This is a genomic window from Mixta sp. BE291 (assembly GCF_031457955.1).
Taxonomy (GTDB): Bacteria; Pseudomonadota; Gammaproteobacteria; order Enterobacterales; family Enterobacteriaceae; genus Mixta.
Genome location: NZ_JAVDXN010000008.1, coordinates 63,917 through 77,110 on the forward strand (window position 1 = coordinate 63,917; position 13,194 = coordinate 77,110).

Consider the following 13,194-nt stretch of genomic DNA (forward strand, 5'->3'; position numbering starts at 1 on the left):
GCGCTATTACCTACACTTAATCTGCAGATAAAAAGATTCCTTTTGCTGTCACTCCGATAAAAAACCTGCATTTTTCATCGCATTTACTATTCCCGTGATCTGTCGCGCAAAAAAGAAACAAAGCGCTGCCTCTCGCTGTTATTAACCTTTGATTGACATATCATTAACAACTTCAAGGAGATCAGCCATGAGCCAAATAATTAAACATCCCGTTCCCGCCACTATTGCGGAAAGTGCCTTAATTAATGCAGAACAGTACCAGGCGAAATATCAACAATCGGTGCAGGATCCCGATGCGTTTTGGGGCGATCAGGGTAAAATTCTCGATTGGATCAAGCCCTACAGCAAAGTTAAAAATACCTCTTTTGCCCCCGGCAATATCAGCATCCGCTGGTACGAAGACGGCACGCTGAATTTGGCGGCTAACTGTCTCGATCGGCATCTGCACGAACGGGGCGATTATCCCGCCATTATTTGGGAAGGTGATGACGCCAGCGAAAGTAAAACGCTGACTTATCGCGATCTGCACCGCGAAGTGTGTCGCTTCTCTAACGTCCTTAAAGAACTGGAAATCAAAAAAGGCGACGTGGTCGCGATCTACATGCCGATGGTGCCGGAAGCGGCTATCGCCATGCTGGCCTGCGCGCGCATCGGCGCGGTGCATTCGGTGATTTTCGGCGGCTTTTCGCCGGAGGCCGTCGCCGGACGTATTATCGATTCCAGCGCGAAGCTGGTGATCACCGCCGATGAAGGCATTCGCGCTGGCCGCACCATTCCCCTGAAGAAAAACGTTGATGACGCGCTAAAAAATCCGGGCGTGACCACCATTAACCATGTGGTAGTGCTGAAGCGCACCGGTAATGAGATCAACTGGCAAAACGGTCGTGACTGCTGGTGGCACGAGCTGATCAACAGCGCCTGTTCACATCATCATCCGGAAGAGATGAACGCGGAAGATCCGCTGTTTATCCTCTATACCTCTGGCTCGACCGGCAAGCCGAAAGGGGTGCTGCACACCACCGGCGGTTATCTGGTTTACGCCGCCACCACCTTTAAATATGTTTTCGATCACCGTCCGGGTGACGTCTACTGGTGTACCGCCGACGTTGGCTGGATTACCGGTCACAGCTATCTGCTTTACGGGCCGCTGGCGTGCGGCGCGACCACGCTGATGTTTGAAGGTGTGCCAAACTGGCCGCAGCCAAGCCGTATGGCGGAAGTGATCGATAAACACAAGGTGACGCTGCTGTATACCGCGCCAACGGCGATTCGCGCCCTGATGGCGGAAGGCGATAAGGCGATCGCTGACACCAGCCGCGCTTCGCTGCGGATTATGGGATCGGTGGGTGAACCCATTAACCCGGAAGCCTGGGAGTGGTATTACAAAAAGATCGGCGACAGTCGCTGCCCGATTGTCGATACTTGGTGGCAAACCGAAACCGGCGGTTTCATGATCACCCCTCTGCCCGGCGCCACCGACCTGAAGCCGGGATCGGCCACCCGACCCTTCTTCGGCGTGCAGCCCGCGCTGGTGGATAACGAAGGTCAGGCACAGGAAGGCGCCTGCGAAGGCAATCTGGTTATCGTGGATTCCTGGCCAGGCCAGGCGCGTACGCTGTTTGGCGATCACGACCGCTTTGAAAAAACCTACTTCTCCACCTTCAAGAATATGTACTTCAGCGGCGACGGCGCGCGGCGCGATGAAGATGGTTATTACTGGATCACCGGGCGCGTGGATGATGTACTGAACGTTTCCGGCCATCGTCTGGGCACCGCTGAAATCGAATCCGCGCTGGTTTCCCATGCCAAAATCGCCGAGGCGGCGGTGGTGGGTATTCCGCATGCGATTAAAGGGCAGGCGATTTACGCTTACATCACCCTGAATCATGGTGAAGAGCCTTCTCCTGAGCTGTATGCGGAAGTGCGCAACTGGGTACGTAAAGAGATCGGGCCAATCGCCACGCCGGACGTATTGCACTGGACCGACTCCCTGCCAAAAACCCGCTCCGGCAAGATTATGCGTCGTATTTTGCGCAAAATCGCCACGGGCGATACCAGCAACCTGGGTGATACCTCGACGCTTGCCGATCCTGGCGTGGTGGAAAAACTCCTTGAGGAAAAACAGGGCATTACCATGCCGTAATCGACGGGCGGTATGAGGCCGCCCGGCGTAGTCAGCACGCGATAAGGCTGATCGTCAGCCGATAAAAAACAGACGTCATAACACGATAAAAAATCCTTTGTGCTTTTCTTACCTCTGGAGACGCTGTAATGAACGACGCTATCTATGCCCGAATAGAGAATAGCGCGCGCTTTAAACTGCTGGTGCAAAAGCGCCAGCGTTTCGCGCTGATTCTTACCATCATCATGCTTATTCTGTACGTCGGCTTTATTCTGCTTATCGCCTTTGCCCCCGACTGGCTGGGCACGCCGCTGCATGAAGGCACCAACGTGACGCGCGGTATTCCGCTCGGCGTTGGGCTGATCGTGATCTCTTTCGTGCTGACCGGCGTTTACGTCTGGCGCGCCAACGGCGAGTTCGATCGCCTGACCAAACAGATTCTGGATGAGGTGAAATAATGAACGGGCTAAAACGCTTTACGGCGGGGCTCGCTCTGCTTGTTCCGCTGCCGCTGCTGGCTGCCGATGCGCTGACCGGCGCGGTGCAAAAACAGGAAACCAATATCCAGGCGATTCTTATGTTCCTGGCCTTTGTTGCCTTTACGCTGGGCATCACCTGGTGGGCTTCTAAACGCACCCGTTCGCGCAGTGATTACTATACCGCTGGCGGCAACATTACCGGCTTTCAAAATGGCCTGGCGATCGCGGGCGACTTTATGTCCGCCGCCTCGTTCCTGGGGATTTCCGCGCTGGTTTATACCTCTGGCTACGATGGCCTGATCTATTCGCTGGGCTTTCTGGTCGGCTGGCCGATTATTCTGTTTCTGATCGCCGAGCGGCTGCGTAACCTCGGACGTTATACTTTTGCCGATGTCGCCTCTTATCGCTTACAGCAGAAGCCGATTCGTACGCTTTCCGCCTGCGGTTCGCTGGTGGTGGTGGCGCTCTATTTGATTGCGCAAATGGTGGGCGCAGGCAAACTGATTCAGCTGCTGTTTGGCCTGGATTATCATGTCGCTGTGGTGCTGGTGGGCATTTTGATGGTGCTGTATGTGCTGTTTGGCGGCATGTTAGCCACCACCTGGGTGCAGATTATCAAAGCGGTGCTGCTGCTGTTCGGTGCCTCATTTATGGCGATTATGGTGATGAAGTCGGTTGGCTTCAGCTTTAATACGCTGTTTACCGAGGCGATGGCGGTGCACCCTAAGGGCCAGGCGATTATGCGTCCCGGCGGGCTGGTAAACGACCCGATTTCAGCGCTGTCGTTGGGGCTGGGGCTGATGTTTGGTACCGCCGGACTGCCGCATATTTTGATGCGCTTCTTTACCGTAAGCGATGCGCGTGAAGCGCGTAAAAGCGTGTTCTGGGCCACCGGCTTTATGGGTTATTTCTACTTCCTGACCTTTATTATCGGCTTCGGCGCGATTCTGCTGGTGGGCGCGAACCCAATGTTTAAGGATGCTACCGGCGCGCTAATTGGCGGCAATAATATGGCGGCGGTGCATCTGGCGAACGCGGTCGGCGGCAGCACCTTCCTCGGCTTTATCTCTGCGGTGGCGTTCGCTACGATTCTGGCGGTGGTCGCCGGGCTGACGCTGGCCGGTGCCTCTGCGGTTTCGCACGATCTCTACGCCAGCGTGATACGCAAAGGCCAGGCCAATGAACGTGAGGAGCTGCGCGTCTCGAAAATCACCGTGCTGGTGCTGGGCGTGGTGGCGATTGGGCTGGGCATTCTGTTTGAAAAACAGAATATCGCCTTTATGGTGGGGCTGGCTTTCTCGATTGCCGCCAGCTGTAACTTCCCGATTATCCTGCTATCGATGTACTGGTCGAAGCTGACCACGCGTGGCGCGATGGTTGGCGGCTGGCTGGGGCTGCTGACGGCAGTGATATTAATGATCCTCGGCCCTACCGTGTGGGTTCAGGTACTGGGACATGCTTCGCCGGTGTTCCCGTATGAGTATCCCGCGCTGTTCTCGATGCTGGTGGCCTTTATCGGTACCTGGCTGTTCTCGGTGACTGACCATTCGGCGCAGGGCGCGCAGGAGCGGCAGCTGTTCCGTGCGCAGTTTGTGCGTTCGCAAACCGGGTTGGGCATCGATCAGGGTAAAGCGCATTGACGCTTCCGCTTTATGGCTAATCTCACCGACAGGGCCGCTACGGCCCTGTTTTTTTAGCGTATCTCAGGCTTATTCATCTTAATCAGCCGTACCAGCCTGATATCCGATGACTTCGCATCGCTACAGCCGCCTGCTTACCCTCCTGCGCGGCGTGGTTAGTGCGCCGCCCACAGCAGCTGACTAATCAGCGGCGCGATAATCACAGTCACCACGCCGGATAACATCATAACCAGACTGGAAACCACCCCTTCCTGCTGACCCAGTTCATACGCACGTGCGGTGCCCGCGCCGTGCGAAGCGGCGCCAAAACCTGCGCCTTTCGCCATGCCCTGCTTTACCGCCAGGCGCAGAAACAGCACGTCGCCGACCGCCATACCGAATACGCCGGTAATCACCACAAACAGCGCCACCAGATCGGGTTGTCCACCCACCTGTTTGGCTGCCGCCAGCGCAAAAGGCGTAGTAATAGAACGTATCGCCAGGCTGCGCTGAATAATTTCCGGCAGCGCCAGCAGACGCGCCAGCCATACCGAGCTGCATACGGCCACCAGCGTGGCGGTTACCACGCCTACCGACAGCGATAGCCAGTGCTGACGGATAATATTCTGGTTTTCATAAACCGGCACCGCAAAGGCCAGCGTTGCCGGGCCCAGCAGCCACACCAGCCAGTGGCTCTCGCTGATATAATTCTGCCAGGAGATATGCATCAACAACAGCATGCCCACCAACAGCAGCGGCGTCAGCACCAGCGGCATCAGCAGCAATTTACGCCAGCGGCGATAGAGTCGTTTATTAAGAAAATAGATGCAGAGCGTGGCGATAAAACAGAGCACGCTAATAATAAGATTATTCATGACGCGCCTGCTTACGTTGTGCCAGCCAGATTTCCAGCCGGTAAACCCGATCAACCACCAGCGCCGTCGCCGCCAGCACCATGAGGGTACTCAGCGCAATCACCACGCAGATTCGCCACCCTTCCGCTTTGAGCAGATCGCCATAGTTGACCACCGCCACCACCGCCGGAACAAAAAACAGCAGCATTTCCGCCAGCAGCCAGTTGCCGCCCGCCTTGACCCATTTCAGCGGCATGACGCGCAGCGCCAACAGCGCCAGCAGCATTAGCATGCCCACAATATTGGCCGGTAGCGGCAGATGCAGCCAGCTCACCAGCTGTTGCGCGCAGATAAACAGGCCGATATAAATCGCAACCTGCACCGGCACCTGGAAACGCTGCAACCATCCCGTTCTTTGCGGGCTTAAGGCCACGGCCATAATGGTTCTCCCCCTCTGTTTCTGTGATGGCTGTCATTATACGGCGCTGGCAAAGGGTGAAAAAAATGAATTAAAATCATCCAAACTATGCATAGAAGGAATAGTTTATGGACGTTCGCGCGTTACGCTATTTTGTCGAGGTGGTACGTCAGCAAAGCTTTACCCGCGCGGCTGAAGCGCTGTTTGTTACGCAGCCAACCATCAGCAAAATGCTGCGCCAGCTGGAGGATGAGCTGGACTGTACGCTACTGCTGCGCGAAGGCCGACGGCTGCATCTCACCGACAGCGGCCAGGTGGTTTACCAGCGCGGCCAGATGATCCTGCAGGAATTCAAACAGCTGGAGCAGGAAATCGGCGACATCAACCAGTTAAAAACCGGTGAGCTGCGGCTGGGCGTTCCGCCGATGGTGGGGATGCAAATTGCCGGTTCGGTCTCTGCTTTTCATCAGCGCTACCCCGGCATTTCGCTGAAAATCGTTGAATCTGGCGGCCTGGCGGTGCAACAGGCGGTGCTTTCCGGCAGCCTTGATTTAGCGCTGACCGCGCTGCCGGTCGAAGAGAAACTGCCGCTGAATACGTTGACGCTGATGCGTCATCCGCTCTGTGTGCTAGTTCCGCGCGCTGCGCCCTGGTTAGATCGGGTCAGCATTTCGCTGGCGGAAGTCGCGCAGCATCCGCTGCTGATCTTTAATGAAGAGTTTTCGCTGAATCGTCAGCTAAAGCAGCTGTTTCAGCGCGCAGGCCTGACGCCGCAGGTGGCGGTACACAGCGGACAGTGGGATTTTCTGGCGGCGATGGTGCAGGCGGGCATGGGCGTAGCGATTTTACCGGAACCGATCTGTCAGCGGCTCGACAGGCATTCGCTGTTGTGGCTGCCGCTGGAGTCGCAGCTAAGCTGGACGCTGGGATTAATTTGGCGCGAAGGCAGCTATCTTTCCCGCAGCGCGCAGGCGTGGATCGATTGCTGCCGTGAATACTGGCCGGGCGACGCGCCGACCCTGTCAGTTTAGGCGGGCAACGCACGCTGCCCGCCCGCTGCGGTTAATGGTGTTTCTCTACCAGCAGCGCTTCCAGCAGGTCGAGATCGCGCAGCAGTTGTTGCATGGTTTCGTTGCTGATTTCCTGCGTCGCACGCAGATGATAAAGCTCCGCGCGTTCAGCACGTAGCGCGGTAAGACGGAAGCGGCGTTCCAGATCCTCCGCGATATGCGCATTCTCCAGATCGTTCTGACCGTCGGCGCGGCGGCGCAGATTGCCGATGACGCGTGAGCTCACCTCTTTAAGCAGCTCATTGTCCACGTTCTCTTCTGTATCGTGCGCCAGGCGCTCTTCCATCTTATACAGGCTTTCAATCGCCACACCGGCCATCACCGCCCGCGCCTGCTGTAGTTCACGGCGATGTACACTCTTATCGATGCCATCAATGCCGCGCAGCAGCAGCGGCAATACAATCACGCCGACAAACAGTGAGAACAGAATCACGCCGGTGGCAAGAAACACCAGCTCATAACGCCCTGGGAACGCATCACCGTTAGGCAGAAACAGCGGAATGGAGAGCACACCAGCCAGCGTAATCGCACCGCGTACCCCGGCTACCGACGCGATCAGCAGCTCACGCGTGCTGTAATTGCTGTACTCCATCGGCTTTTTATTCAGGAAGCGTTTGCTGATGCGCTGCATGGTCCACAGCCAGCCAAAGCGCACCAGCATTAACGCGCCATACACCAGCAGAATATCGGTAAACAGCATCCACAGCTCGACGTTAGGATCGGCGTTGGCTTCAGTGATCGAAGTTTCCAGAATACCTGGCAGCTGCAGGCCCAGCATCAGGAACACCATGCCGTTAAACACGAACTCCAGCATCTGCCAGACGCTGTTCGCACGCAGACGCATCGCCAGCGGCGCGCTGCGCATAATGCCGGAGCGGGTGATCATCATACCGGCCGCCACCGCCGCCAGAATGCCTGAGACGCCCAGATGTTCTGCAATCAGATAAGAAGCAAACGGCAGCAGCAGCAGCAGCACGGTCTGGGTGGCTGGATCGTCGCCGCTGAGACGGTTAAACAGACGCAGCGATTTACCAAACAGCCAGCAGACCGCCGCACCCGCCAGCAGGCCGCCGATCGCCACTTTTAAAAATTCTACCGTCGCGCCGGAAACGGTAAACACCATGGTGCCCATCGCCACCGCTACGGCAAACTTCAGCGACACCAGGCCGGAGGCGTCGTTCATTAACGCTTCGCCCTGCAGGATCGACATAATTTTCTTGGGAATGCGTCCCTCGCCTACAATACCGGAGAGCGCCACGGCATCGGTCGGCGACAGCACCGCCGCCAGCGCGAAAGCGGGCACCAGCGGAATGCCCGGCACCATCCAGTAGATGAGATAGCCAATACCCACCACCGTAATCAGTACCAGCACTAACGCCAGTCCCATGATCTCCCGGCCATGATGCAGGAATTCATTAACGGGCGTTTTCCAGCCGTCGGCAAACAGCAGCGGCGGAATAAACAACACCAGAAACAGTTCCGGATCGAAATCCACATGCAGGCCAAAGGTTGGCCATGCCAGCAGCGCACCGGCGGCGATTTGTACCAACGGCAGGGGGATTTGGAACGGAATAATACGGGCGGCGACGCCAGAGAGCGACACCACCAGCGTCATAATGAGAATAGTAAAAAAGATTTCCATGCTTTCCTTATAGCCTCTTCCAACAGGCATATGTGAATCGATTACCCTGAGGGGTTACCCTGTAGCAGTGTAAAACAAAACCTTAAACCTGTTAAAAACAAGGCGTGCGATCGCCTGCGCTTCAGGATATTTCTCTATATGCCCGGCGTATTTAAAGTATAAAAAAAGTAAATCAGCGGGAAACAGGCGAGGGAAATCGAGAAAAGCGCGGCCCTGCGGCCGCGCCAGAACCATCAGAGCGCCCAGCCTCCGGCATAGAATGCCACCAGCGCGATAGCGATAATCACGGTGCCGATATTCAGTCGACGCCATTCACCAGCAAACAGGCGACCAATCACCAGCGAGCCGAAGCCAAGCATAATGCCGGTGACAATATTACAGGTCAGCACAATAAATACCGCCGTCAGCAGGCCGGACATGGCATCGACAAAATCATTAAAGTCGATTTTCGCCACGTTGCTTAACATCAGCAGCCCGACATACATCAGCGCTGGCGCCGTCGCGTAAGCGGGAACCAGATACGCCAGCGGCGACATAAACAGAATCAACAGAAACAGCAGGCCAACCACAATCGCCGTCAGGCCGGTTTTGCCGCCCGCTGCCGTTCCCGCCGCCGATTCGATATAGACCGCCGCCGGGGACGCTCCCACCAGACCGGCGAAAATACTGCTGACTGAATCGGTGGTTAATGCCTTACCGCCGCTGATAATCTGCCCGTCCTTATCCAGCAGATTAGCCTGTCCGGCAACGGCACGGATGGTGCCGGTCGCGTCGAATACCGCCGTCATCACCAGCGCCAGCACGCTGGGCAGCACCGCCGCCTGCAACGCGCCGCCAATATCCAGACTGAACAGCAGCGACTGGCCGTTGGCATCGCTCAGGCTGGGCATGGCAAATAATCCTTTAAAGCTGACGGCTGGATCGACCGCCAGGCCAATCAGGGAGATCACAATAATTGTCAGCAGAATGCCGCCCGGCACGCGACGTTTTTCCAGACCGAAAATCGCCGCCAGGCCAAGCAGGCTCATCATCACCGGGAAAGAGGTAAAGTCGCCCAGCGCCACCGGCAAACCCGGCGCGGGGTTTTTGACCACCAGGCCAACGCCGTCGGCAGCGATAAGCAGTAAAAACAGGCCGATACCCACGCCGGTGCCGTGCGCTACGCCCATCGGCAGGTTACGTAAAATCCAGGCGCGAATGCCGGTCGCGGAGATCAGGGTAAACAGCACGCCCATCAGAAAAACCGCGCCCAGCGCCACCGGAATCGGAATCTGCTGCCCCAGTACCAGACTAAAGGCGGTAAAGGCGGTAAGTGAGATGGCGCAGCCAATGGCCATTGGCAGGTTCGCCCACAGACCCATAATAATCGAGCCGAAGCTGGCGACCAGACAGGTGGAAACAAAAACCGCCGCCGGAGGAAAACCCGCCTTGCCCAGCATGCCCGGCACCACGATCACCGAATAGACCATCGCCAGGAAGGTGGTTAAACCCGCCAGGATCTCCTGACGCACACTGCTGCCGCGCGCAGAAATTTGGAACCAGCCATCAAGCGAGCGACGAGCGGGTTGTGTTGGAGTCGACATGAAAAACCTCATTATTTTTGGATAACAGCCTGCGCGGCGAGCAGAGTGCGCCGTTTTCTCATTTCCCTGGATAAACACTGGCGCGAAATGAACAGCCGACGCCAGTTAAAAAGCAAACGATTACTTCGCCGCGCAAATAAGGCCGCCGTAGCGACCTGTAAAAAGGCAAACGATTATCCTGCCTTTGCGGGCATATTTTCAACTGCTGATTATGCTAAAGCCGGGATAATTCGCAGGGTAAAGCGTTCATGATGCCGTTACGCGGTTATTCCGTCGCCAGGTCCACTTCACCGCCCTGCTGGATCGCGCGCTGCCAGGCGGGACGACGCATCACTTTAACCAGCCAGGCCTGGGTGGCTGGCATATTGTCCAGCCCGCCGCGCGCCGCCAGCCCCTGAATCGGAAAGCTCATTTGCACATCGGCCAACGTCAGCCGCTGGCCGGCAAACCAGGGATTGCGCGTCAGATGCTGCTCAATGAACTGGCGATGGGTCGCCAGCTGTTTATCGATAAAACCTTTCCGCACGCCGTTACCAAAAGCCGCGCCGACGGGTCGCAGCAGCCAGGGAACCGGCGGTTTGCCCATCCGGCTGAAGATCAGGCGCATCACGACCAGCGGCATCAGCGAGCCTTCCGCATAATGCAGCCAGTAACGGCATTGCAGCTTTTCCTCTTCACTTTGTGGCGTCAGCCGCTGCTGGCTGTCGTAACGCCCCGCCAGATAGTCAAGAATCGCGCCCGATTCCGCCACCACGCGATCGCCGTCGCTAATGACCGGCGCTTTGCCCAGCGGATGCACCTTTTTCAATGCCTCCGGCGCCAGCATCGTCGCCTGCCGCTGATAGCGTCGGATTTCATAGGGCAACTCCAGCTCTTCCAGCAGCCAGAGCACGCGCTGGGAACGGGAATTATTTAAATGGTGGACAACAATCATGGCCGATTCCTGTGTTTAAGCGTTTGCCTCCAGTATAGCGGCTACTCCTCCTCGCGCTGCGGATCGAGCAGAATCGCGCCGGTGCCCTGTTCCGCCAGCCGATCGCCTGGGTTACGCAGCGGACAGTCGCGCATGGATAAACAGCCGCAGCCGATACAGCCGTCAAGATCGTCGCGCAGATGCGTCAGGGTCTCGATGCGTTTGGTCAGTTCGGCGCGCCATTGTTCGGTCAGTTCTTCCCAGGCTTTGGGAGAGATGCGCTTATCGGTCGGCATCTGCGACAGGCTTTCACTGACCGTCGCCAGCGGGATGCCGATGCGCTGGGCGATTTTGATAATCGCCACGCGCCGCAGCACATCGCGGCTGTAGCGCCGCTGGTTTCCGCTATTGCGCGTGCTGGCAATCAACCCTTTCGCCTCATAAAAATGCAGCGCGGAAACCGCGACCCCGCTACGTTTCGCCACTTCGCCTGGCGTCAGCACCGGTTTCGGATAACTATTTTTTTTCATTTTGCGCTTTACCTCAAGTTAACTTGAGGAATTATACTCCCACCCCATCATCCCGCAACGCTTAAAATCTCATCAGAAGGACTTAGTCATGATGCATAACGACATTATTCATTCTCTGACTGACTGGATTGATCAGAACTTAGATAAGAACTTGTCCATCGATGAAGTCGCCGCCAAAGCAGGCTACTCCAAATGGCACCTACAACGTATGTTCCGTACCGTAACGAAACAGACGTTGGGTAGCTATATTCGTGAGCGTCGGCTGACGCTGGCAGCGGAAGCGCTCTCTCTGACGCAGCGTCCGGTCTTTGATATTGCCATGCAGTATGGTTTTGATTCGCAGCAAACTTTTTCGCGCGTGTTCCGTCGTCAGTTTTCGCAAACGCCCACGGCCTATCGCCACAGCATGCGCCGTCAGAGCGCGCTGCGTCAGCGTTCCGTTAGCTATCCTCGTAATGACGTGATTGGCAGCTACGCTCAGCGCACCACCGGCATCTGCTGTCCGGTTAGCGGCTAACGCCGCGCCAACGCTGGCCCGGTATCGTGAACCGGCCAGCGTTACGCCATTTCAACCTGCGGCTGGCTTTGCAGCAACGGCGACAGATACCATCCCCCGCCCAGCGCTTTGATGTGATACATGGCGGCATCCGCCTGCGCCAGCAAGCCTTCCGCTGAACGCGCGTTTTTCCCCATCGCCGCCCCCATGCTTAATGACCAGACAATCGGCTCGCCATCCGGCAGAATCAGCGGTTTTTCCATGCTGATCATCAAATGCTGCACCACGCTGGCGATCTGTTTTGGCTCATCGATATTACGCAGCAGAATAGCGAACTCATCGCCGCCAAGGCGCGCCACCATATCGGTTTTCCTTACCTGCGCGCGCAGACGCTGGGCGGTGGCGGTAAGGATCGCGTCGCCTGCCGCATGGCCCCAGGTATCGTTAATCTGTTTAAAGCGGTCGCCATCAATAAACAGCAGCGCCAGCCCCTGCCGCTGATCGTTATCGGCAAAAGCCTGCGTTAACGCCTGCTCAAAGGCCACGCGGTTCGGTAAACCGGTGAGGCTGTCATGGCTGGCCTGATGCGCCAGCGCGTCATTTTCACGTTTCATATGGCTTTGCCATTCATCCAGCTCCGCCAGCAGGCAGTTAAAATCATGGCTGAGCGCGTGCAGCTCAGCGATTTCTGCGGCAGGCACCCGCCGACTAAAGGCACGACGCTGCCTTACATCCTGCGTAACCGACGTGATGCACTGCAACGCCTGTAAAATACCGGCATGCATCCGCCGCGACAGCAGCGAGGCCAGCGTACCCGTGAGTAACAGGCTGGCCGCCAGCCAGGCAAGAATTTTATAGATGTATTGGGTCACCTGGCTGACATTGCCGATAAGCCAGATTTGCCCTATCTCTTTGCCGTTGTGCGTTAACGACACGCTCTTCGGCTGCGGAAAAAACCAGTGCGCAAGCAGACGTTCCAGACCGTTTTGCTGATGATGCGACGCGGTATGCCAGCTGGCCAACAGCCGTCCCTGCCCGTCATACACTTGTCCGCTGGCTAAGCAGCTGCGTTCGCCAATCTCCTTCAGCGCCGCGTGCACCACCTCTTTATCGCCTTTGATAACCGCGGACTGCACCGTATAGCTTAGCGTTGAGGCCAACAGCTCGAGGTTATTTTCCGCATAGTTACGTAACGCAATCAGCGAGAGCGTGGATAAAGAAATACCGGAAATCGTCATTGAAACAATGATGATAATCAGATGGATACGCTGGAGCGATTGACGCAGCGTGGGGCGCAGCGTCAGCGCAGAGGAATCGGCAACATTAATCTGAGGTTTAATCACGTCATCCTCCGGTATAGCTAACGTTAAACAATGCGCAGCGCTGCATGGGACGCCTGAAACAGACATCAGCAGCAGAGAGCAACCTGGTCATAAAAAAATCCTGAGTAATAGAGGCAAACGTCGCG

The 13,194-nt window shown here is 56.6% G+C and carries 12 protein-coding genes; 5 read left to right on the top strand and 7 right to left on the bottom strand.

Annotated elements, in window-relative coordinates; genetic code table 11:
* The first annotated feature begins 187 nt into the window (after positions 1-187).
* The 3 genes from acs (at position 188) to actP (ending at position 4,241) form a co-directional block, all read left to right on the top strand.
* Positions 188-2,143 carry an acetate--CoA ligase gene (gene acs, locus J2X14_RS17255; RefSeq protein ID WP_352412410.1) on the top strand — a complete coding sequence of 652 codons (1,956 nt, stop codon included), beginning with the start codon at positions 188-190 and terminating at the stop codon, positions 2,141-2,143.
* 128 nt (positions 2,144-2,271) lie between these two features.
* Entirely contained in the window at positions 2,272-2,580 is a 309-nt protein-coding gene (locus tag J2X14_RS17260; RefSeq protein ID WP_352412411.1) for a DUF485 domain-containing protein, read from the top strand.
* Entirely contained in the window at positions 2,580-4,241 is a 1,662-nt protein-coding gene (gene actP / locus J2X14_RS17265) for a cation/acetate symporter ActP (protein ID WP_352412412.1), read from the top strand. Before J2X14_RS17260 ends, actP begins: the two co-directional genes overlap by 1 nt.
* A gap of 155 nt (positions 4,242-4,396) precedes the next feature.
* On the opposite strand, the gene J2X14_RS17270 is transcribed toward actP, so the two are convergent.
* Complete coding sequence (locus J2X14_RS17270) at positions 4,397-5,095, bottom strand: LrgB family protein (protein ID WP_352412413.1); 699 nt, start codon at positions 5,093-5,095, stop codon at positions 4,397-4,399.
* Positions 5,088-5,513: a CidA/LrgA family protein gene (locus tag J2X14_RS17275; protein ID WP_352412414.1), complete on the bottom strand. Its 426-nt coding sequence runs from the start codon at positions 5,511-5,513 to the stop codon at positions 5,088-5,090. The genes J2X14_RS17270 and J2X14_RS17275 overlap by 8 nt, the downstream gene beginning before the upstream one ends.
* Before the next feature lie 107 nt (positions 5,514-5,620).
* Here J2X14_RS17275 and J2X14_RS17280 point away from each other — a divergent pair, with 107 nt between their 5' ends.
* Positions 5,621-6,523 (top strand): LysR family transcriptional regulator, encoded by a 903-nt coding sequence (locus J2X14_RS17280; RefSeq protein ID WP_352412415.1) that lies wholly within the window; start codon positions 5,621-5,623, stop codon positions 6,521-6,523.
* Positions 6,524-6,554: 31 nt separating this feature from the next.
* On the opposite strand, the gene J2X14_RS17285 is transcribed toward J2X14_RS17280, so the two are convergent.
* The 4 genes from J2X14_RS17285 to soxR form a co-directional block, all read right to left on the bottom strand.
* A complete protein-coding gene (locus J2X14_RS17285) occupies positions 6,555-8,204 on the bottom strand; it encodes a Na+/H+ antiporter (protein ID WP_352412416.1) in 1,650 nt (549 codons plus the stop codon).
* Between the two features lie 233 nt (positions 8,205-8,437).
* Positions 8,438-9,787, bottom strand: a complete 1,350-nt coding sequence (locus tag J2X14_RS17290; RefSeq protein WP_352412417.1) for an NCS2 family permease — start codon at positions 9,785-9,787, stop codon at positions 8,438-8,440.
* 265 nt (positions 9,788-10,052) lie between these two features.
* On the bottom strand, positions 10,053-10,721 hold the full coding sequence (locus tag J2X14_RS17295) for a glutathione S-transferase (RefSeq protein WP_352412418.1): 669 nt from the start codon (positions 10,719-10,721) through the stop codon (positions 10,053-10,055).
* Positions 10,722-10,762: 41 nt separating this feature from the next.
* Positions 10,763-11,230 carry a redox-sensitive transcriptional activator SoxR gene (gene soxR, locus J2X14_RS17300; protein ID WP_352412419.1) on the bottom strand — a complete coding sequence of 156 codons (468 nt, stop codon included), beginning with the start codon at positions 11,228-11,230 and terminating at the stop codon, positions 10,763-10,765.
* A gap of 88 nt (positions 11,231-11,318) precedes the next feature.
* On the opposite strand from soxR, the gene soxS reads away from it, so the two are divergent.
* On the top strand, positions 11,319-11,747 hold the full coding sequence (gene soxS / locus J2X14_RS17305; RefSeq protein ID WP_352412420.1) for a superoxide response transcriptional regulator SoxS: 429 nt from the start codon (positions 11,319-11,321) through the stop codon (positions 11,745-11,747).
* A 41-nt stretch (positions 11,748-11,788) separates the two neighbouring features.
* Here the strand turns inward: soxS and dgcN are convergent, their stop codons facing one another.
* On the bottom strand, positions 11,789-13,069 hold the full coding sequence (gene dgcN / locus J2X14_RS17310) for a diguanylate cyclase DgcN/YfiN (protein WP_352412421.1): 1,281 nt from the start codon (positions 13,067-13,069) through the stop codon (positions 11,789-11,791).
* Positions 13,070-13,194: the final 125 nt, after the last annotated feature.

Excerpts from the sequence above, each read along its gene's own strand:
- J2X14_RS17290 (WP_352412417.1), bottom strand. The coding sequence starts at position 9,787 with ATGTCGACTCCAACACAACCCGCTCGTCGCTCGCTTGATGGCTGGTTC.
- J2X14_RS17270 (WP_352412413.1), bottom strand. The coding sequence starts at position 5,095 with ATGAATAATCTTATTATTAGCGTGCTCTGTTTTATCGCCACGCTCTGC.
- soxS (WP_352412420.1), top strand. The coding sequence starts at position 11,319 with ATGATGCATAACGACATTATTCATTCTCTGACTGACTGGATTGATCAG.
- J2X14_RS17280 (WP_352412415.1), top strand. The coding sequence starts at position 5,621 with ATGGACGTTCGCGCGTTACGCTATTTTGTCGAGGTGGTACGTCAGCAA.
- J2X14_RS17295 (WP_352412418.1), bottom strand. The coding sequence starts at position 10,721 with ATGATTGTTGTCCACCATTTAAATAATTCCCGTTCCCAGCGCGTGCTC.
- J2X14_RS17285 (WP_352412416.1), bottom strand. The coding sequence starts at position 8,204 with ATGGAAATCTTTTTTACTATTCTCATTATGACGCTGGTGGTGTCGCTC.
- soxR (WP_352412419.1), bottom strand. The coding sequence starts at position 11,230 with ATGAAAAAAAATAGTTATCCGAAACCGGTGCTGACGCCAGGCGAAGTG.
- actP (WP_352412412.1), top strand. The coding sequence starts at position 2,580 with ATGAACGGGCTAAAACGCTTTACGGCGGGGCTCGCTCTGCTTGTTCCG.
- acs (WP_352412410.1), top strand. The coding sequence starts at position 188 with ATGAGCCAAATAATTAAACATCCCGTTCCCGCCACTATTGCGGAAAGT.
- J2X14_RS17260 (WP_352412411.1), top strand. The coding sequence starts at position 2,272 with ATGAACGACGCTATCTATGCCCGAATAGAGAATAGCGCGCGCTTTAAA.
- J2X14_RS17275 (WP_352412414.1), bottom strand. The coding sequence starts at position 5,513 with ATGGCCGTGGCCTTAAGCCCGCAAAGAACGGGATGGTTGCAGCGTTTC.